The following is a 20,692-nucleotide window of genomic DNA, read 5'->3' as shown; positions in this document are numbered from 1 at the left end:
CCACCACTGGTGAGCACCCCGCAGGTTCCCGGTGCTGCGGATCCCTGCAGCAAATCCCGGGTCAGCGCGAGTATTTAGTCCTCGGACCTCGTTGCCGAGGGGCCCGTATCCCATTGCAGTACGTTGGCGTGACCGCAAGGGCCAGCAACCGGCAGTGAGATCATTGAAGTCGGCCACCGGAATCAACTTTTTTCGGTGGGAGGACTACTCCATCCCCTTGGCCCGTCGGCCTATCGCTCGCTCAGCCTCGCGCTTCGCCTCCCGCTCAGCAATCACGTGCCGCTTGTCTACAGCTCGACGACCGCGTGCCAGGGCCAGTTCCACCTTCGCGTAGCCATCAGAAAAATACAGCGACAGCGGAATCAAGGTGGCCCCAGACTGCTTGGTCTTTCCGATCAACTTGTTAATCTCCGTCCGGTGCAACAGCAGTTTCCGGGCTCGGCGCGGTTCATGATTGGTCCAAGAGCCGTGTTCATATTCCGGGATGTGTACCCCGTAGAGCCAGACTTCGCCATCGCGAATCGTGGCGTAACCGTCGACAATCGTGGCTCGTCCCGCCCGCAACGACTTGACCTCGGTTCCGGTCAGCACCATGCCGGCCTCGTAGGTGCTGTCAATGAAATAGTCGTGGCGTGCCTTGCGGTTAGCCGCAATCAGTTTGCGACCTGGCTCCTTCGACATTTGCCTAGTGTCTCCAACACGGGTGCCATCCCGCGCGCCGGGTGGCCTAGACGCAGACCGGGTTCTTGCCGCCCTGACCAAACCAGCCGCGTGGCGAATACGGCTGACCATTGATCCGAGCCTCAAAGTGCAGATGTGGCCCAGTGGACAGTCCGGTAGAACCGACCGCACCCAGATGCTGTCCCCGCTCTACTCGCTGGCCCACCTTCACGCCAATCTGCGACAAGTGCGCATAACTTGAAGTGAGGCCACCCCCATGGGCCACCGTTACGAAGTTTCCGTAGCCACCGTTCCAGCCAGCGATCGCCACCACACCGCTATCGGCGGCTCGAATCGAGGTGCCGGTGGGGGCACTGACGTCGGCACCCGCGTGGCAACGGGTGTAGTTCAAAATCGGGTGCAGTCGCCAACCCGCGTCCGACCCAATCGAATAGCCAGGAAGCGGGAAGGTCCAGGTGCCATTCGGCGTGCCGGTGGCAATGCCCGTCTGACGCTCCAACTTCGCCACCGCCCGCGCAATCTGCTGCTGCAATCGGGCCTGTTCCGTGGCCAGTTGGTCGTACCGCTGTTTGACCTGGTTGCGATGCTTTTGGGCGGCCGCGAGTGCCTGCTCCTCCTGCCGAACCAGACGTTGCACCACCTGCTTAGCGGCTACCGCGCCACGGGCAGCTTCTTCGGCTTTTTGCACCAGCTGTTCCGCCTCGGCCTTGGCCTGTTTGGCCTTTCGTCGCAACTTGGCAAGCGCGACCCTGGCTTGGTCCAACTCAATCTGCTTGTTCCCCATCCGGGATAGTTGGGCATTATTCGCGGCCGAAACAGATCGGATGGCGGCCAACCGCTCGGTGAACTCTGACGGGTCCTTGGCTTCGAGTACGATCTCGATCTCGGCGAACGGACCCATTTGATAGGCACGCCGGGCGAAGTCGCCCACCTCCAACTCCAACTGGGCGATCCGAGCTTCCAACTCAACAATCCGCTGCTCCATCCGCAGGACTGCCGCTACCGCCTCATCCAATTCTTTCTTGGCGGCTGCGTCGGCGGCTTCTGCCGTGGCCTGTTCTTCTCTGGCCTTGGCCAGATTTGCCCGCGCAGCGGGAAGTTGTCCCCGCGCGTCCATAACCTGCCGGGTTGCTCGAGCAACCTTCTTGTTGTAGGCCAGCACTTCTTCGTGCGCGTCATCGACCCGTTGATCAACCCGAGACTTTTGAGCCCGCTTTTGGTCCAAATCGTTGCCCGACGCCGGAGCGCCCGCGATGAGACCCATACCTAGCGCTGTCGCTACTAGTAGGGCCGCCGGGGCGGTACGCCCGGCAAGGCGCGCACGTCCGCTCATTGCGTCAGTCCTCCCACTCCACTGACTTCATCGGCACATCCGATGCCGATCTGGAGTTCAGACCTTCAGGTACCGCCGCAACGACAGCAGCGCTGCCAAGGCGGACAGCAGAATGCCGAGCGCGATAATCACGCCTGACACCTGCCAGACCACGTCCCAGCCCACAAATGGCGTGAACTGGAACGAAGGTTCCAAGAACCTATCGACCAGCACCATCTTGACCCCCACAAGGGCCCCAATGGCGAGCGACGCGCCGAGAAGGGCCGCAATTACGCTTTCCAGCACGAACGGCAACTGGATATAGAACTTCGATGCCCCGACCAAACGCATAATTCCGGTCTCTCTGCGGCGACTATGTGCGGCTAGGCGCATGGTATTGCCCACCAGCAACACCGTCACAACCAACATCGTGACCGCTATGCCGAGCGCAATGGCCTGCAGACCGTCGAGCAGTCGGAAGAGCTTGTCGAGCACTTGCTTTTGGTCATCGACCCGCTCAACCCCAGGAATACCGGTGAAGGCGTTGGTTATCACCGCGTATTCATCTGGGTCATACAACTTCACGCGATATGACTCACCCAGGTCCTCCGGTGTCGCCGATTCCGCGATCGGCGAGCCAGCAAACTGCTCCTGGAACCGCTCGTAGGCCTCCTGGGAGGTCTCGAAATAAACCTCCTCCACCAAATCGGTCTGCAGCGTCTCCAACTGAGCGGAAATCTGCTCCTTTTGCTCAGTGGTGGCCGCACCGGTACACGAGGGCTCTTGCGAGTTCTTGGTGCAAAGGAAGATGGAGACCTCAACCTTGTCGAACCAGAATCCCTTCATCTGCGCAACCTGCTGCCGCACGAGGAGTCCAGCACCAAACAAAGCCAGCGAAACCGCGATGGTGATGATCAGCGCAATCGTCATCGTCAGGTTGCGGCGCAGCCCGTTCCAGACTTCACCGAGAACGAATCGGATTCTCATCGACTACTCCTTGCCTGACCCGTCTCAGTCACAACGACACCCCATAGACACCACGGGCTTCATCACGCACAACCGAGCCATCGGCGAGTTCCACAACTCGTTTCCGCACTTGGTCCACGATGTGGGAATCGTGAGTCGCCATGACGATAGTGGTTCCAGTGCGGTTGATCCGATCCAGCAGCTTCATGATGCCGATGCTGGTGTTGGGATCCAGGTTGCCGGTGGGCTCGTCTGCGATCAGGATTTCTGGGCGATTGACGAAGGCCCGTGCGATGGCGACGCGCTGCTGCTCACCGCCGGACAATTCGTGGGGCAACCGCTTCTCTTTCCCTTCCAGCCCGACCATCTCCAGCACTTCCGGGACAACTTTGCGGATGTGAGTGCGAGGCTTACCGATGACTTCAAGGGCAAAGGCAACGTTTTGGGCGACGGTCTTGTTGGGCAAGAGCCGGAAATCCTGGAACACCGTTCCGATCTGGCGTCGCAGTTTCGGCACCTTTCGCGACGAAAGTTTCCCCACGTTCTTCCCGGCCACCCAGACGGTGCCCGAGGTCGGCTTGTCCTCCTTCAGACACAGCCGCAGAAAGGTAGTTTTGCCCGATCCTGACGGACCCACTAGGAAAACAAAATCACCACGGTCAATCTCAACATTCACTTTTTCGAGCGCTGGCCGAAGCTCACTGGTGTAGAGCTTGCTCACGTTGTCAAATCGGATCATCCGTCACCTCTTTTGCCTTACCCCGGCGGGGCCGAGGAGCGCTTCAGTGTATGCCGCAGCAGGTAATAGAAATGCGTGACTCGTGGTTTTCCCCGTGATTTCTGAAAACCCCAGCGCGGCCTCACCAGCGCTCAAGATCCTTTTCGTTATCAAAACGTTACAATAAGGTGATGCGAGTCACGGGCGTACGAGGCATGATGAAAACACCCAACGGGCCGTCGGGTATATCCCCCCCAACCCCGCACGGCCGCGCCGCTAGACGGCGCAACACCCTCCAGGTGAGAGGCCCCGGGAAATCCCCCCCCTTCCCGGGGCCTCTATTTGGGCCCACACCAGACCATTCCCGCTAGCAGCGAGCCAGTCGGCTACCCCTCAGGCGGCACGCAGTGGCCGCGAGGGCAGGAAACCTCCCCGGCTAGGCCTCGGCCGCTTCGGTACGGCGCCAACGAATGCCGGACTCTACGAAATCGTCAAGCTCGCCATCCAGAATCTGAGAGGTATTCCCGGTTTCGGTTCCAGTACGCAAGTCCTTGACCATTTGATACGGATGAAGAACATACGAACGCATTTGATCGCCCCAGGAACCACTGGCGTCTCCCTTGAGTGCGTCCAGTTCCGCCTTTTCTTGCTGCCGCCGCAGTTCGAGCAATCGAGACTGCAACACCCGTAGCGCAGCAGCTCGGTTTTGAATCTGGGACTTCTCGTTTTGGCAGGAGACCACGATCCCAGAAGGCACATGGGTGATCCGCACTGCCGAATCGGTCGTATTGACGCTCTGCCCACCTGGGCCGGAGGAACGGAAAACGTCGATGCGGATGTCGCTCTCCGGGATATCAATATGGTCAGTCTGCTCGGTCACCGGCAACACTTCGACGCGAGCAAATGACGTCTGTCGGCGGCCCTGGTTGTCGAACGGCGAAATTCGCACCAGCCGATGAGTGCCCTGCTCCACGCTCAGCGTGCCGTAGGCGTACGGCGCGTCCACCTGGAAGGTCGCGGATTTGATCCCCGCCTCTTCCGCATAGGACACATCCAGCACCTCATGCTTCCAACCGTGCCGCTCACAGTACCGGGTGTACATCCGCAACAGCATCTGTGCCCAGTCAGCGGCGTCCACACCCCCGGCTCCGGAATGAACGTGCACTAAGGCACCACGCTGGTCATAGTCGCCCGACAGCAGCGTGCGCACCTCCATCTCCGAGATCTCCTCGGCAATGGAATCCAGTTCCGCACGTGCTTCGCTAGCCGTCCCTTCGTCATTCTCTGCCTCTGCCAGTTCAAAGAGCACCACTACATCATCTAGCTGGCTTCGTAGTTCCTCGACGCGGCGCACTTCATTCTGTAAAAAGGACAGCCGAGAGGTCACCTGCTGGGCTCGCTCTTGGTCGTCCCACAGATTCGGGTCGGAGGCCTGCTGCTCTAGCTCGGCGATCTCCCGCCGTGCCGCATCCAGGTCAAGCACATCAATGATCGAAGTGAGGGTTGCAGAGAGCGCGCTGATACGAGCGCTGTAATCGGGGTCGGCCACGTAGATCAGGGTACGTCAGATAGCTAGCACCACTAAGACCGCGACTGGGCAACCAAGGTACGTAGCGCTCGTAAGGCAACGCTTAATGACGCGATATCGTGCTGCTCCAACAGTGAGATCTCGTGCAGCGTGGCCCGGACCCGGGACACTTCGGCTTGATTGCTCAACTCCCAATCGTCCAGTCGGTCTGCTGCGGCCCGATCTTCGGCGCTGCCGCGAACAATCTGGGCGGTCAGAGCTGCCAGCACCTGGTAGAGATCACTCCGCATGGCCTGTCGAGCCAGTGATTCCCACCGGCCCTCGCGCGGTAGTCCAGATATCCGGGTCAAGAACTCGTCAATCTCATAGCGCTCGCTGACCACGAAATACAACTCAGCGACTGCCGCCGGCGAAGACTCGAATCGATCTGCAATCCGCACGACGTCCAACAGACTAAAGAGGTAGAGCAGCGAGGCCGCTCGAAAGGCAAGTTCGTCTGGGATGCCCCGGCCGTTCAGCCGAAGAGCAATGGATTCCCAACGCGCCAGTTCACCCCCGCGCAACATCTGTGGCAGTTGCGACTCCAGTTCAGCCACTATCGGCTGGAATCGGGCCACCTCAGCGGTTAAGTCCACCTCCGACCCGTGGGTCTGCACCATCCAACGAGTACCGCGGTCCAACAGCCGACGAACTTCCAGCAGTACTGCGTTCTGCGCCGCAGTCGGCACCAGGTTGTCTAAGGACGCGGTGTCGCGCCAGATTTCCGGTAGTTGAAAGACGTCCCTGGTGAACACGTAACCGCGCACCACCTCGAGCGGCTTGGCGACAGTTTCCTCCCGTGCCCGAAAGATGAACGCAATACCGCCATTGTTGATGGTGTCGTTGACTACCTCAGTCCGGATGATGTCTGCCGCCAGCGGATGATTACCAACGCGCCCACCAAATTGATCGGTCAACTGGTCGGGAAAGTAGTCCTGCAACACCGGCTGGAAGTACGGATCGCTACTTACCCCAGTTCCCCGGAGCTCCTCCGCCAGCGTCATCTTGGCATAGGCCAGCAGCACACTCAGTTCCGGCGAGGTTAGTCCCTCACCGACCGCTGCTCGTTCGTCGAGTTGTTCGTCAGCTGGGAGGAACTCCAACTCCCGATCCAACTCACCGTCTGCAACAAACTGCTGAATCATGCGCCGGTGGACCGGCAACATGGCGGAGGCTTGCGCCCGGGCCACCCCGAGCACCCGATTCTGGGCATAGTTATCGCGCAAGACCAGGTCAGCGACCGTAGGAGTCATCTCCCGCAACAGATTGTTGCGTTGCTTCACGGTCAAATCGCCCGCCTCGATCACCTCACTCAGCAGGATCTTGATATTGACCTCGTGGTCGGAGGTATCTACCCCAGCAGAGTTGTCAATGGCGTCGGTATTGAGCCGCACACCGGTCAATGCGGCCTCGATCCGACCCAGTTGGGTGAAGCCGAGATTGCCACCCTCCCCCACTACCTCACATCGCAACTCCCGACCGTTTACCCGCACCGCATCGTTGGCCTTGTCGCCCACTTCGAGGTCGGTCTCTGATCGTGACTTGACGTAGGTACCGATACCGCCGTTCCACAGCAACTGCACTTGAGCACGCAGCACTGCTCGGATTAAATCGGCTGGACTCATTTCGGCAGCACTACTAGTGATGGCCAGTGCGGTGCGGATCTCATCACTGATCGGGATCGACTTGGCCGTCCGCGGAAAAACATCACCGCCGGCGGATAGCAGCTCGCGGTTGTAATCGTCCCAGGATGAACGCGGCAACTCGAAAAGTCGTTGCCGCTCAGCGAAGGAGGTTTCGGCATCGGGATCCGGATCCAGGAAGATGTGTCGGTGGTCAAAAGCCGCAATCAACCGAATGTGACGGCTCAACAACATGCCATTCCCGAAAACATCACCGCTCATGTCACCAACGCCGACACAGGTGAAGTCTTCGGTTTGCGTGTCGATACCGAGTTCTCGGAAATGTCGTTTGACCGACTCCCACGCGCCACGGGCGGTGATGCCCATACCTTTGTGGTCGTAGCCCTCTGACCCGCCTGAGGCGAAGGCATCACCGAGCCAGAACCCGTATTCCGCGCAGACACTATTTGCTAGATCAGAGAAGGTTGCGGTGCCTTTGTCTGCAGCCACCACCAAGTAGGGATCGTCCTCGTCGTAGCGGACCACATCCGGCGGTGGCACGATCTCGCCGGCCACCCGATTGTCAGTCAGATTTAGCAACCCGGAAATGAATCTGACATAAGCATGGCGCCCAGCGGCGGCGAAACCCTCGCGATCTTGGGGGCTGGGCAACTGTTTAGCGATGAAGCCACCCTTAGCCCCAGCCGGAACGATGACCGTGTTCTTGACTTCCTGGGCCTTTACCAACCCGAGGATTTCAGTACGGAAATCCTCCCGTCGGTCACTCCACCGCAACCCGCCTCGCGCTACCGCCGCATAGCGCAGATGTACTCCCTCCACGACCGGGGAGTACACCCAAATCTCGAACATCGGTCGTGGCTCTGGCAGCCCGGTGATGTCACGAGGTAAAAACTTGAACGAAATCTGGAAGGGCACCTCCCCGTCGTAACGCTGGAAGTAGCTGGTGCGGACGCAGTGGGTGATGAGCGAAAGCAGCATTCGCAGAATTCGGTCCGCATCCAGCGCCGCAATGTCATCGATGCGCCGCAGGACTTCACCGTGCAGCAACTCCGCCTCATCGCCACCCTGCGGAGCCGCCGGATCGAATCGCGCGCGGAATAACGCAACGAGACAAGCGGTGAGATCGGGATTATGGATCAAGACTTCCTCGATGTAGGACAACGAGAACGAAGGCTTCACTTGTCGCAGATATTTGGCAAACGCCCGCAACAGCACCACTTGCTGCCAGTCCAGTGCTGCATGGAGCACAAGCGAGTTGAAGCCGTCATTTTCTGCCAGCCCAGACCACACCGCCAAGAAGCACTCTTCGAATCGGTGCTTGAGGGATTCATCGTCGACACGGGGGTCATTCGGTAGCTCCAGACCGAGATCATAGATCCGGTAAGGCCCACCGTGATCGGTAGCCAGGGTGAAGGGCCGCTCATCGATGACGTGGACTCCCATATTTTGCAGAATCGGCAAAATCAACGACAACGACAGCGCGTCCCCGGATCGGTAAATCTTCAGCCGTCGGTAGTGCTCCCCCACTTCGTAAGGCCGATACAGGTTCAACACCATGTCGCCATCCGCCAGTGCATCTAACTGGCGAACATCAGCGACCCCGGTGCGGGCGGGAAAAGCCTCCTTGTACGCCTCGGGGATAGCGTGCCGAAAAACACTTGCCAGTCGGGCACCGTCTTCCTCACCGACCGCCTCGGTCAACTCTTCATCGAAGGAGTCTTCCCACGATCGAACCACCGCAGCAATTTCGCGTTCCAACAGATGCTGGTCGGGATGAGACAACGTGGCACCAGCACGCACCCGAATCACGTAGTGCAGTCTGGCGAGTACACTTTCGGAGACTCGGGTCTGATACTCAACCGAGTCACCATTCAGTGCCTCGCGCAATAGCCGTTCCACCCGCAATCTGATCCCAGTGGTGTAGCGGTCACGCGGTAGATAGACCAAACACGACATGAATCGCCCGTAGGGGTCTGCCCGGAGGAACAACCGAACTCGACGTCGTTCCTGCAACTGCAAGACCGCTAGCGCGGTGTCGTACAGTTCCGGGACATCGATCTGGAACAACTCATCACGCGGGTAGGTCTCGAGGAACAGCTGCAAATCTTTACCGCTGTGGGAATCCGGGCTGAAGCCAGACAGCCGGGTAACCTCCGCCACCTTCGCCCGCAAAACCGGAATACCTTCCACACTGTGGGTGTAGGCCGCAGCCGCATACAACCCGAGGAACCGGTGCTCGCCCACCACCGCGCCGGAGTCATCGAAGATCTTCAGGCCGACATAGTCCAAATAGGCAGCACGATGCACTCGGGATTTCGAGTTGGCTTTGGTCAGCAGTAAGGGTGCCGCCTCGCGAGCTCGTTCCCGAACTGCTTCCGGGAACTGAACGAGAAGTCGACGGCGATCATCACCACCGCGGGTGATTCCTAACCCGCTGCCGGCAGCAACTGCGAGCTCCTCCCCCTCCTCCCCCGTCACTAGGTCGTAGCGACGGTAACCGAGGAAGGTGAAGTTCCCGACGGCCAACCAGCGCAGGAAATCAGCAGCCTCCCGACGTGCGGCATCCGACACCCCAGGAATAACCGTGGCCGCTAGCTGATCTGCGACGGCTGTCGACTGATCCCGCATCAGAACCCAGTCCTCCACCGCAGCTCGCACATCGGCCAAGACCGATTCCAATTCGCTGGCTAACTGAACCAACTCGTCAGCATCAGATTCTCGGTCGATGTCGATATGAATCCAAGACTCCAGCAGCCGGTCGTCCGGTTTCGGTTCGGCCCACTCGGCTCGGACCGCCTCCACCAAGTCACCTGCATCGTTTCGGCGAACCGAGAAGCGGGGATGAATCACCAAGTGAATCGCTCGTCCGCGCTGGGAAAGCGCAGCGGACAAGGAGTCGACCAAGAACGGCATGTCGTCGGAGACGACCTCCACCACGGTGTGCCCGTTGGACCAGCCGTTTTCTTCGACTGTCGGGTTGTAGACCCGCAGCAGCGTTTCGTTGGGCCCGCGGGTATGACCCAGCTGTCGGTTGGACAACGCAGTACCCAAAAGGTCGATCGGATCACTAGCCTGCAGGTCTTCAGCCGAAACGTTGTCAAAGTAGTCGGCGAGGTATTCCGTGAGATCCTCGACGGCCTGTCCACCCAGCGCCCGACTGTGCGCGACCGCCGCAGTGAGGACATCAGCCCGCACTCGCTTCTCCGTGCTGTTATTGGCAGCACCGGCCTCGGAATCCAGCGAACGGCTGGTCATAGTGCGAGCGTATCGCCGCAGCGGTGCGGTTCGCCCGGATTGGCGGGGATCATCTGCCGGACTAGCTATCGCCAGTTGCGGATCTATTTCGCGGGGAGCAAACCCTTACGCTCGATCAGCGCACTCACCGACGACGCAATCTGCTCATGGCCAGCAGCGCTGGGATGCACACCCAAATCAGCGGAGATGATCCAACGCTTGGGAGACGGGCAGAAACTGTCGGTCTGGCTGTTTCGGAAGCGCTGCTGAGTAATCGTGGACTGCACACTGGCGCCGTCCACTAGACCTACCTCCGGCCGACTAGGACATTCCACCTTGCCAGGTGCCATGCCGTAGGGGAACAGTGGTGGCTTGGAAACGAACACTCGCTTGCGAAACTCCGGCTGTTGCTTCGCTGCCTTAACGACTCGGTTATTGACCATCTTCAGCACCTTAAGAATTCGGTTAGGTGATCCGATGGCGGTACTGGGCAATACCGTCGGGTACTTCGACAGCACCACTGTGTTATCGGGGACATCTAGCAACCGATCGATGATCTGAGATACCCGAGGAGTCACCTGCTCCGAAGCGATGAGTTTCGCTGAGCAGGTGCGGAACTTCGTATTTCGCTTCGCCAGCAGACACTTCGTACCCTCCCCGGCGAGAAAGTCACCCAACAGCGGATTAGCACCAATGGTCATCAACGTCAGGTCCGGCTGATCAGCAACCGTATCCTCCAAGAGTTGTTGCAATTGCCCACTCTCGGTCGCAGGATCAACAGCCAGCAGGTCCTTGGGGTCGGCACCAGTTACTGCTCGGTTGGCATAGTCGACGTCATCGGTGATCCCCAGTTGCTCGGTTACTTGAGCTGGCCAGGCAATGCCGTTACTTAAGCCGTAGTCAGGCAGAAAAGTCACCGGATCTCGGTCACCTTTACCCAATGAGGAGTTGGAGGAACAACGATCATTGAGGTTGGGGTAGTCAATCGTGCCGCAGCGGGCCAGGTCCTTGAGTTTCATGGGGTCGCCGGAGCCGTAGAAACCATAGCCTGCGGTAATGGAATCTCCTAGGGCTCGCACGACTACTGGGTCGCCCGGGGCCGCACGAGAGGCAGTCACTCCGCTGAAGAACTGCAACAGTGCCGCGGACAGCCCCAGGACAAGAAGGACGACCACGATCAACCGCCGCGGCTCGCGGGACATGAAGCGCTGTCGGTAGGTGGGCTTTGCGGCAACTGCCGGTGGCGCATGAGAGGTGCTAGTCACGAGTCTCTCCGATCAGAAAACCGACGCAGCAAGTTCTGATTCGGCACAAAATGTTAACCCGCAAGAGTCAATTTCTCACAACCTGGCGCTCAGTCGCCGCAACGTTAGACCGAACTGACTCATCGCCACTGGCCGCATGATTCACACCAGGTGGCGCCACCCGTCGTGGTGCACGCGCAATCTTCGCTAAGTTGCGGCATGCTATCCCTCAGCACAACCGACCTTGGAGGACGTGTGGCGAAGAAGCTCGACAAGACGCAGCACTACGACGCAACCAGCGAGCAGGTCTGGGACATGTTGTTGAACACCGAGTTCGTGGAGACAAAACTGCACGCGGCTGGGGCGACCGATGCCTCCGCCGAGACGATGCGCGAGGGTGACGCCACTACCTTGGTCTCTCGCCGAGTACTCCCGGCAGATTTACCCGCATTCGTACGCAAGTTCACTGGTGATGAGTTGACTTTGATCGAAACCCAACGGTGGCAGGATCCCGATGGGGAGACTCGATCGGCTGATTTCATCGTGGACTTCGGAGATCAACCCATCTCGCTGAAGGGCAAGATCAAGATCGAGCCAGACGGGAACGGAGCTCAGGTCCACACCACGGGACAGGTGAAATGCACCGTGCCGTTCGCAGGGGGAAAGATCGAGTCAGTTGCCGTGGAGTGGACTGAGAAGTACTTGGACAAGGAAAACAAAGTTGGCAACGAGTGGCTCAGCGACCATTGACCACAGCGGAGGGTCGGGAGTTGGTTTCAGCCGGCTCGCCAGTCCGGTGTTCCGCCGGACGTGATATCCGCACCACTGCTATCACTCCGGCAGCAACCACCAGTCCAACCCGAAGCAACTGTGCCGCAACAAAGAACCAGTTACCGCTTAGGAACTCGCCATATCCGATGGGATAGACCACCTGGGCTGGGACAGCGGCGGCCGCGACCAGTACAACCGGAAGTAGCATTCGCGAGCGAGTCACGGCGAGACAGATCGAGCCCAACGCCAACAGCCACACCGAGTACTGCGGCGAAAACACTCGAGAAAAAATCACACTTGCCAGCACAAAAGTGAAGGCGACATCCGCTGGCGGGTGCGTGGCCAAAACACCACGCCACCAGCACCACCCCAGCCACGCCAGCACCGTCAGCAGACCTACGGTGAGCGCAGCAGCCGCAAGGCCAGTGCCGGCACTAGCCACTTCCATTGCGCCATAGCGATAGCTGATCTCGACTTCTAAACCGGCAGCGTTGGCGACCATGAACGGTAGTGCAGCTACCGATTCCACCTGTAGACCGCGATCCCGTTGTCCGGTCAAGAAGCCGCCCAGATCAACAAACACCACCGAGCATCCCGCAAGGACTGCCAAGGACGTGACTGCGAAGGCAACAGCACCGCGCAGCAATTCTCGTCGCGGCAGTATCGCCAGCAGCAGGACCGGCCACACTTTGGCAGCGGCACCCAGCGCCGCCCATACGCCGACACGAACCGGTCGACCCGCTGCGAGGACTGCCAGCGCAGCAAAAAGCGCAGGCACAACGTCGAACCGGAACACCAACACCGGGCCAATCAGAACGCCCGCTGCAACCCAAAACCATCCGGACAGTCGACTGTGCCGGTAGAGCACCGCCGTCAACAGCGCATCCGTCAACAGGATTCCCACCAGCAGGGCAAGCTGGGGATTCGATCCCCACAGTCCGATCGAAAAGAAAAAGGCTGCCGCAGGTGGGTACTGCCACATGTCGTCGGTGGGCAGCGCACCCGACTCGATGACGGGCAGCCATTCGGCGTAGACATCCAAATCTGCTTGCACGATGGTGCCGCCGGGATACCACGACACCGCAACAACCCCTAGGAAGATCAACAGTCCCCGGGTGGCCAGCCACGAGAGCAGCAACCACACCGCATCTCGCCAGTCCCAGCGTTGACTAGCCGCCATGGCGACTTCCAAGGTGGGCTGGAACACCGGGCCTTGACTGGCTAGCTCGACTAGTCCATATGGGGATAATGGTGATCCGTCGGCGGATCGAACGTCTCCTTGATCGAGCGAGTGCTGCTCCACCGCAGTAGGTTCTGGGCAGCACCTGCCTTGTCATTCGTTCCCGAGGCGCGGGCGCCGCCGAACGGCTGCTGCCCCACCACGGCTCCAGTCGGCTTGTCATTGATGTAAAAGTTACCGGCTGCGAACCGAAGCCGGTGCATCGCGTCGGCAACCGCGGCGCGATCCTGGGCAATTATTGACCCGGTAAGCGCGTAGGGAGCAATACTCTCCATCTGATTCACGACTTGGTCATAGTCAGCATCATCAAAGACATGGACCCCGAGGAACGGACCGAAGTACTCGGTGGTGAAGTATTCCGCGGTTGGGTCGGCGCACTCCACGACGGTTGGCCGAACAAAGAAACCCTCGCTGTCGTCGGCTGTGCCGCCTGCGAGCACGGTAGCGCTGTCATCCGCCGCTGCTCGTTGCTGCACCGCAGCCAGTTTGTCGAAGGCACGTCTGTCGATCACCGCGGACATGAAGTTGCTGAAATCCATCACGTTCCCCATGGGCAATGAATCAGTTGTCCCAACAACCTCATCGCGAATCTGATTCCAGATACTGCGCGGGATGTAGGCCCGCGAGGCTGCCGAGCACTTCTGGCCCTGATACTCGAAGGCACCGCGAATCATGGCGGTAGCTACTACCGCAGGATCCGCACTGGGATGCACCATGATGAAGTCCTTGCCACCGGTTTCACCCACGATGCGCGGGTAACTACGGTAGCGGTCAATGTTGTTCCCTACGCTTCGCCACAGCATTTGGAATACCGGGGTTGACCCCGTGAAGTGGATCCCGGCGAGATCTGAGTGATCCAGTAACACCTCGGACGTGGGCGGGCCGAAGCCCGTGACCATGTTGATGACGCCAGGCGGCAGCCCAGCCTCATGTAGTAACTCCATTAACAGCGAAGCCGCGAACTGTTGAGTAGGCGCCGGTTTCCAAATAACGGTATTGCCCATCAGCGCTGGGGCCGTAGGAAGATTGCCGGCGATCGCGGTGAAATTGAACGGCGTAACTGCGTAGACAAACCCTTCCAAGGGGCGATGATCGGTACGGTTCCACACCCCCCGGGAGGAGATCGGCTGCTCAGCCAGAATGTCGCGAGCGAATGCGACGTTGAAGCGCCAAAAGTCAATCAGCTCGCAGGCTGAGTCAATCTCGGCCTGAATCGCGGTCTTGGACTGACCCAGCATGGTTGCTGCGTTGAGGGTGTCGCGCCACGGCCCGGAAAGCAGGTCGGCGGCTTTCAATAAGATTCCGGCTCGGTCATCGAAATCCATGTCTCGCCAGTCGGGAGCAGCAGCAGTTGCCGCCGCAACTGCGGCCTCTGCGTCGGAGTGCATAGTTTCCCGACCGACACCGAGCACGCCAGCATGCCGGTGCGGCTGTACGACCTCAAACTCCTCGCCTTTGGCCGCTCGCCATTCCCCGGCGATGTACTGGGGGAAGTCGCGCGCAGCTTCCCCATCCAACTCGCTTAGCCGCTGCTGGAGAGATTCTCGGTGCGGGCTACCCGGTTCGTAGTTGCGAATCGGCTCATTGACCGGTCGCGGGGTGTTGCTGACAGCGTCCACCTGTTCCTCCGTACTCGCTTTTCGTTCATCCTTGCATCGACACGGGTTGGAACGCACGGTGTCGGCATGCGTATCGCAGATCGCCATCAGAAATCCTGTGGGCTCGGCGAGTCGCGGCTGTGAACTGGTGATAACGCACCCGACAGATGACACCCAGGGACATGCGAGTGGGTGGGCTAGCCAACCTCAGAAAGGTGATCTGGACCGACGTTCTCCGGATCTCGCAGCGACTGCACACTCGTCTTTAGCGAGGTCTCTAGGACCTGAATCCGCCGGGGAAGGTCCATCACGTTGCCACCCATGGCTTCTAAATCTTCCGGACCCGGACCAATCAAGGTCACATTGCATCCACCAGAGCGGACTTTTTCGGCCTCACGCAGAGTTCGCTTGGTGACCTGAAGTCGCCAGCGACGCTCCAACCGCGTCAGCAACTGCTGCGGTCGATCAAGGTGGAAGGAGACCATCGGCGCTAAGACGAACACTTCATCGAGACCCTGCCCGACGAGCAGATCCAGGTTGGTCGCTGACCAGGTGCCACCGTCCACATACTCCCGCTGCCCAATGCGGACCGGGCTGAACCATCCGGGGATGGCGCACGAGGCCATGACGGCATCCGATAGTGGAGCCACCGGTGCGCCCGGCTGACCAAACGCCACCCGCCGGCCATCGGAGTAGTCCATAGCCACCGTCCAGACATTAGGGTGCGGTGACCATTCATCCATGGGCGTGACCGCTTCGATCAAATGTCCAACTCTGGCAAGTGAGCCCGTCCCGAGCGGCACAAAGCCACTGAGCACTGCGGTCGGAGGCATTGTCCGAACCCGCCGCAGACTTGCACCGATCATTTTGGCGGAGCCGGGTCCCAGGAGTTTCGGTCGGCCCGGGCGACTGCCGCCGGTGGCTTTTTCATAGTCAAAGGAATAACCGGTGAGCGGTCCTTCGGTAATCGGATGGCCACGCTGATGGTCCAGCATTTGCTCAACCGAGACCCCAGCACCCAAGAGGGCAGCGAGAACCGAGCCAGCCGAAGTGCCCACCAGGATGTCGCTATCGCGCGGATCAAAGCCATGAACATCACGTAGCGCGTTGAGCGCACCGACCATCCACGCGGCGCCGAGGACTCCGCCGCCTCCTAGGACGAGGCCGCGACGTCGCGGGCGGTAATTCGCCATGACTTCACCTTACGCTCATGTTCCACCCCAGTGCGTGACAATAGGACACGAAGCGCACTGCGCTAGCTCATGCTTTTACGGTACGCCTCCGCCCGCTGGGCGTGGTGGTATCCAGCAATTCGGACAAAGCTGCGACAATGCAGTCCGCCAGAACATCGACGTCAGGCATCGCGTCTCGATCCGCGTTCAACCCGTAGTAGACACCGCCATCGTAAGAAGTCAGTCCCACGCTTACCGCCTGATTCTTCGCCAGTGGGACGACCGGGTAGGCCGCTATCATCTTCGAACCGCCTGCATACAGGGCGAATTGCGGCCCAGGAACGTTGGTAACCACCAGATTCCATACCCGGCGGGTCAGCGAACTCGCCGCTCGCGCCCCGGCGGCGTGCAATGTCGGCGGAGCGAATCCGGTCAAACCCACTAATGCTTGCGCGCCCATGGCCTGGCCGCTGGATTTGAGCTGACCCATCTCGAAAGCGACTCGCTGCAACCGCACAATCGGATCTGGCTCACCGACCGGCAAATCGCACAAAAATGCTGCAATGTGGTTGCCCTCGGCCGTAGGGGTCTCCGGCCGCACACTGACCGGCACCAAGGCCCGCAAGGTGCTGCGCTGCGTCAAATTCTCGCCGCGAGTCATCAACCATTCACGTAATGCTCCCGCGATAACCGCTAGCACTACATCGTTGATGGTGCCCCCATGTGCCTTGCGAATCCGTTTGTAGTCGTCGAGGTCGGTGTCAGCGGTGCCGTACCGACGCTGTTCACCAATCTCAACGTTGAGCGGACTGCCGTCAGGTGGTCGGACCACCGTGGCGGCTGCACTCAGCACACCAGCCACGTTGCGCCCTAGACCCACCGCGCTCTCGCGGACATCTCCCAGACCAGAACGCATCGTCTCCACCAGTCCAGCGGGGGAACGGATCGCATCGGCTACCCCGCCAGCCAACAGTTCAAAGGACGTGGGCTCCCGGGCAGGCCGCCACACATCGGTCCCCATCGGCCGCGGCTCTGGCGTCACATCCAAGATCACCTGTCCGATATCGACCGCAGCCATCCCGTCCACCATGGCGTGGTGGCTCTTGGTCAGGATTGCGAATCTGCCGTCCTCCAGACCCTCGATCAGGTACATCTCCCACAGCGGCCGTTTCATGTCCAACGGCCGAGACATGATGCGGGCAACGAGTTCCCGCAACTGCGCTTCGGTACCCGGCCGAGGCAGCGCCGAGCGCCGCACGTGATAGGTCACATCGAAATGTTCGTCATCAACCCATACTGGATTGGCGATACGACCTGGCACGGAACGCACGCGTTGTCGATAGCGCGGCACGAACGCAATGCGCGTCCTAATCAACTGCACCAACCGGTCATGATCGAAGCCGCCGTCGGGCGCCTCGAAGACGGCGACGCTGCCGACATGCATCGGCGTCGTCGACTCCTCCAGATATAGGAACGACGCATCAAGTGGACTCAGCCGATCTGCCACAGCGATCCTCCTGTCTTTTCGACCCCTAATGCTGTCACGCCCACCGGTAACTCCTCACGTGGGCATCGATTCTGGCGGAATCTGCGGATTCCGGATCGGCATAACGGGTGAATCCACTCGTTTCCTGGTCTTCCGCATTGCTTCCGAGGGCCTATCCGAGCACCGTTGAGTTGACCTCATCGATCGCAGCCCCGACACCCATCTCCAGGCCCGATCGAGAGGACGACAAGTTCATAGTGCAACGCCCGCAGAGCACGATATGGCTCCTGCCTTGGGCCGACTGATCACTAAGCCGACGGTCCTGTGAACATGTCCCGGAAGAAATGGTGACTCTCAACAGATACCGGGATCGCAGGATGATCAGGTAGCCAGAGAAGGCAATCGAGGCCACGCTGCAGTCTTGCGCTAGCGAACGATTCCCGTAGCGGGAGTTCCCGCTGCACTGAGGCCGGAGCCCTCCTGCCCGTAGAATGGGGGCTCCGGTTTCGGCTTTTCTGACACTGAGTCAGTGACGAACTCAGGCTGAACCTGCCGATACCAGCGTTGCCGCCTTTCGTCAGACTCACCGCCTTAGATGGTCCGCCGACCCGACGCGCGGGCTTGTGGTCAACTCGCCTTGACACGCTTGTCGGGCCTAGTTGGTCGCTGGAGTTCTATCGAGAGTTCCCGAATCTCGCGGCGCAGTTGCGAACGGGGCGCCACCTGTCGAAGTGGCCCGCGCTCCCGATTCATCGCTACCGCCGCGTCATCGTCTTCAGCCACGTACGTCGTTGCGACATCGCCAGCGGTCAGTGTCGCGGCCTGGCGCAGTCGCTGCGTTGGGTCTTCCCCTAAGGCAGCACTGCCTAGTCCGCCTAGCCGATTCCACCCTAGGAGGACCCGACCGCCCAACACCGAGTCATGCCGAGACCACCAACGGGTCAGCCGCTGCACTCCCAGCGCAGTGGGCAGCGCAACCACAACGACCGCATCAGCCGTCGCCACCGTTCCGCTGAGCCAGTCCGGCAGATCGCCGCTGCCGCAGTCCACCACGGTATGTCTCGCGGTGTGACGACTAACGTCTACAACTACTGGCAACCCGCCTGCGACTGCCGATAATGCCGACGGATCCGTTGCCCCGGTGGCCAGTTGCAGATCCCTGGCTATCGATACCTGACTGGCTGACCACCCTGCTTCATCGATGGTGCCTACCTGAGCTTGTGCGAGAGCCGCTAGCAGCCCCGCTGGCTCGTCTTGCGCTCCCAGTAGGAAAGATTGCGATGCGGCTCTGGGATCGGCGTCTATCAAGCTTGTGAGTTCGGGCAGCTCGGCGGCGAGGTTGGCGGCAATCGTGGAGACCCCGGGCGAGCCGGTCGGGCCACACACGGCAATCACCTCACCCGAGCCGTGGCGGGCGGAGGTTGAAGCCTGGAGTAACTGCCGCAACTCAGGCGTTTCACCACTACTGAGCAATAGGCCCCACTCTCGGGCGATCAGCGCATTGGCCGCTGAGTCAGCACCGACTGCGACACACCGGCCGCCGGCGGCCGCTAGCCGGGCGATCAGCGACGGTGAGCCACCGCGAAACGAGGTATCGAGTAACACTGCCCGCGGACGAAGCGTTTCAACTTGGGCGGCTAGGTCTACCGGATCGGCAACTTCGTGCAAGATCAGGAAGCCAGAATCGGACTTACGCAGCGCTAGCAGCCACTCGGGCTCCCCCGCTACCGCGACTACTACTGGAACTGGTCGCATGAGCGATCTCCTCCAAACCGCCTCAGAATCCACCACCAAACAGATTCACCTGTCAGCATTAGAACGTGGTCGATCGATTTCTGACGCTGGCGGATGTTGCGGATGTGCTCAACATCTCAGCGGACCAGGCCTATGCCCTAGTCCGCAGCGGTGAACTGCGAGCCATCAAGGTAGGAGGCCGTGGTCAATGGCGGGTTGGTGAAACTGACCTCGAGGACTACATCCAGCGGATGTATGCCCAAACCCAAGAAAGCATCGCTGAAGAGGCGCGCAAGTCGCAGTAGTTGCCTGTCGGCCTCGCCCATAATGCACTCGCGGGACGATCAATTCATTGATTGATCCGGTGCCGCAGGCGGCGCAGTTTCGCGCCATCCCAACCAACGCAGTTGATCGGTGGGAATGAGTTCGATTCCACCCTCCCGCTGGGCCGATAATGACTCAACGGCAATGTAATCTCGCCCCACTGCCACGAGAACCCCGACGATACTGCGGTCACCATCTAGTTCCACCCGCACGGCCGCTCCCAGACGTGCCCGCACGATGGCTCGAATCCCAGTTCGCTCCAACCCCCGAGCGGGGAGCGCACTCGGTAACTGTGCGACGGCCAGTGACACCACTGCCGGGGCTGGAATCAAACGATGGTCGTCGCCATCGGCAAGCACCAGACACTCGTCGGTGGCCAGTTCGACGGTCCCGGACAGCTCAGTTCCGCCCAAGACCCGAACCGAGACCGGGTGCCCAGTCGCACCTCGGGCGCGATCGGCTAGCGTCACCCCCGCCTGGGCTACCGCGGCCGCTAGCTGTACCTGCTCCTCGGATTCGGCGATCTCAGCTGCCTGGCGATAGGCCGCCAACTCCCACAGCTGTGGCAACTCAGTCATGGCTACCTCCCCCCCTCCAGCATCCGCCGTCGCCGAGCCTGCCTGACGTCGCCCACACTCACTGGTGATCCGGAACACAGCATCTGGGGCTTGACGGGAACGCGGAGGCTAGATGTAGTCTCTCGAATCAAGGTAAATCGGATCAAATCGGATCAAATCGCATAGTTTGGCTGGCGCGGCCACTCCATGCGGTGCGTGATTGGGATCAGATGTGGGAGGAAAATATGACCAAACGTGCAGTGGAACAGCCGTTGTCGTTGGAATGGCGAAAACAAGAACTCGAGACGGTACCCCAGCAAGCGGGGCCCGCCGTGACTTCGAGGACGCAGTACTGTTGATGACCCAGTTGTCTCAGGGGATAGTCGAAGTCGCCGCCGGCCTACGACCGCCGAATCATCTGCACACGGTGGTGTCCCCGCGAGTG

15 protein-coding genes are annotated in these 20,692 nt (G+C 60.2%); 2 read left to right on the top strand and 13 right to left on the bottom strand.

Annotation, left to right across the window (positions count from 1 at the left end; all coding sequences use genetic code 11):
* Positions 1-204 precede the first annotated feature (204 nt).
* The 7 genes from smpB to K0U62_08740 all read right to left on the bottom strand — a co-directional run bounded on the left by smpB (position 205) and on the right by K0U62_08740 (position 11,386).
* Positions 205-681 (bottom strand): SsrA-binding protein SmpB, encoded by a 477-nt coding sequence (smpB, locus tag K0U62_08770; protein MCH9801603.1) that lies wholly within the window; start codon positions 679-681, stop codon positions 205-207.
* Between the two features lie 46 nt (positions 682-727).
* Positions 728-2,014, bottom strand: a complete 1,287-nt coding sequence (locus K0U62_08765; GenBank protein ID MCH9801602.1) for a peptidoglycan DD-metalloendopeptidase family protein — start codon at positions 2,012-2,014, stop codon at positions 728-730.
* Positions 2,015-2,071: 57 nt separating this feature from the next.
* Positions 2,072-2,980, bottom strand: coding sequence for a permease-like cell division protein FtsX (gene ftsX, locus K0U62_08760; protein ID MCH9801601.1), 909 nt, complete (start codon positions 2,978-2,980; stop codon positions 2,072-2,074).
* A gap of 28 nt (positions 2,981-3,008) precedes the next feature.
* Entirely contained in the window at positions 3,009-3,698 is a 690-nt protein-coding gene (gene ftsE, locus K0U62_08755; protein MCH9801600.1) for a cell division ATP-binding protein FtsE, read from the bottom strand.
* A 415-nt stretch (positions 3,699-4,113) separates the two neighbouring features.
* Positions 4,114-5,226 carry a peptide chain release factor 2 gene (prfB, locus tag K0U62_08750; GenBank protein MCH9801599.1) on the bottom strand — a complete coding sequence of 371 codons (1,113 nt, stop codon included), beginning with the start codon at positions 5,224-5,226 and terminating at the stop codon, positions 4,114-4,116.
* Positions 5,227-5,258: 32 nt separating this feature from the next.
* Positions 5,259-10,142 carry an NAD-glutamate dehydrogenase gene (locus K0U62_08745; protein MCH9801598.1) on the bottom strand — a complete coding sequence of 1,628 codons (4,884 nt, stop codon included), beginning with the start codon at positions 10,140-10,142 and terminating at the stop codon, positions 5,259-5,261.
* An 83-nt stretch (positions 10,143-10,225) separates the two neighbouring features.
* Positions 10,226-11,386: a hypothetical protein gene (locus K0U62_08740; GenBank protein ID MCH9801597.1), complete on the bottom strand. Its 1,161-nt coding sequence runs from the start codon at positions 11,384-11,386 to the stop codon at positions 10,226-10,228.
* A 234-nt stretch (positions 11,387-11,620) separates the two neighbouring features.
* On the opposite strand from K0U62_08740, the gene K0U62_08735 reads away from it, so the two are divergent.
* A complete protein-coding gene (locus K0U62_08735; protein MCH9801596.1) occupies positions 11,621-12,115 on the top strand; it encodes a DUF2505 domain-containing protein in 495 nt (164 codons plus the stop codon).
* On the opposite strand, the gene K0U62_08730 is transcribed toward K0U62_08735, so the two are convergent.
* The 5 genes from K0U62_08730 to K0U62_08710 all read right to left on the bottom strand — a co-directional run bounded on the left by K0U62_08730 (position 12,102) and on the right by K0U62_08710 (position 19,387).
* Positions 12,102-13,316: a glycosyltransferase 87 family protein gene (locus K0U62_08730; GenBank protein MCH9801595.1), complete on the bottom strand. Its 1,215-nt coding sequence runs from the start codon at positions 13,314-13,316 to the stop codon at positions 12,102-12,104. The two genes, K0U62_08735 and K0U62_08730, sit on opposite strands and share 14 nt — an antisense overlap.
* A gap of 50 nt (positions 13,317-13,366) precedes the next feature.
* Complete coding sequence (gene pruA, locus K0U62_08725; GenBank protein ID MCH9801594.1) at positions 13,367-14,995, bottom strand: L-glutamate gamma-semialdehyde dehydrogenase; 1,629 nt, start codon at positions 14,993-14,995, stop codon at positions 13,367-13,369.
* Positions 14,996-15,171: 176 nt separating this feature from the next.
* Positions 15,172-16,167 carry a patatin-like phospholipase family protein gene (locus K0U62_08720; protein ID MCH9801593.1) on the bottom strand — a complete coding sequence of 332 codons (996 nt, stop codon included), beginning with the start codon at positions 16,165-16,167 and terminating at the stop codon, positions 15,172-15,174.
* A gap of 67 nt (positions 16,168-16,234) precedes the next feature.
* Entirely contained in the window at positions 16,235-17,653 is a 1,419-nt protein-coding gene (locus K0U62_08715) for a wax ester/triacylglycerol synthase family O-acyltransferase (protein MCH9801592.1), read from the bottom strand.
* 606 nt (positions 17,654-18,259) lie between these two features.
* Positions 18,260-19,387, bottom strand: coding sequence for a hypothetical protein (locus K0U62_08710; protein MCH9801591.1), 1,128 nt, complete (start codon positions 19,385-19,387; stop codon positions 18,260-18,262).
* 65 nt (positions 19,388-19,452) lie between these two features.
* Between K0U62_08710 and K0U62_08705 the strand changes: the two genes are divergently transcribed.
* Positions 19,453-19,671 (top strand): helix-turn-helix domain-containing protein, encoded by a 219-nt coding sequence (locus tag K0U62_08705; GenBank protein ID MCH9801590.1) that lies wholly within the window; start codon positions 19,453-19,455, stop codon positions 19,669-19,671.
* A 39-nt stretch (positions 19,672-19,710) separates the two neighbouring features.
* Here K0U62_08705 and K0U62_08700 read toward each other — a convergent pair whose 3' ends face one another.
* The gene (locus tag K0U62_08700) at positions 19,711-20,268 is read right to left on the bottom strand and encodes a hypothetical protein (protein ID MCH9801589.1); all 558 of its coding nucleotides are present in this window, start codon (positions 20,266-20,268) and stop codon (positions 19,711-19,713) included.
* Between the last annotated feature and the right edge of the window lie 424 nt (positions 20,269-20,692).

Source organism: Actinomycetes bacterium (assembly GCA_022599915.1).
Classification (GTDB): Bacteria; Actinomycetota; Actinomycetes; order S36-B12.
Note: the sequence above shows the minus strand (reverse complement) of the source record. Positions and strands in the feature narration are given on the sequence as shown.

Coding starts and splice junctions, on each gene's coding strand:
- smpB (MCH9801603.1), bottom strand. CDS start 681: ATGTCGAAGGAGCCAGGTCGCAAACTGATTGCGGCTAACCGCAAGGCA.
- K0U62_08765 (MCH9801602.1), bottom strand. CDS start 2,014: ATGAGCGGACGTGCGCGCCTTGCCGGGCGTACCGCCCCGGCGGCCCTA.
- ftsX (MCH9801601.1), bottom strand. CDS start 2,980: ATGAGAATCCGATTCGTTCTCGGTGAAGTCTGGAACGGGCTGCGCCGC.
- ftsE (MCH9801600.1), bottom strand. CDS start 3,698: ATGATCCGATTTGACAACGTGAGCAAGCTCTACACCAGTGAGCTTCGG.
- K0U62_08745 (MCH9801598.1), bottom strand. CDS start 10,142: ATGACCAGCCGTTCGCTGGATTCCGAGGCCGGTGCTGCCAATAACAGC.
- K0U62_08730 (MCH9801595.1), bottom strand. CDS start 13,316: ATGGCGGCTAGTCAACGCTGGGACTGGCGAGATGCGGTGTGGTTGCTG.
- K0U62_08720 (MCH9801593.1), bottom strand. CDS start 16,167: ATGGCGAATTACCGCCCGCGACGTCGCGGCCTCGTCCTAGGAGGCGGC.
- K0U62_08710 (MCH9801591.1), bottom strand. CDS start 19,387: ATGCGACCAGTTCCAGTAGTAGTCGCGGTAGCGGGGGAGCCCGAGTGG.
- K0U62_08700 (MCH9801589.1), bottom strand. CDS start 20,268: ATGACTGAGTTGCCACAGCTGTGGGAGTTGGCGGCCTATCGCCAGGCA.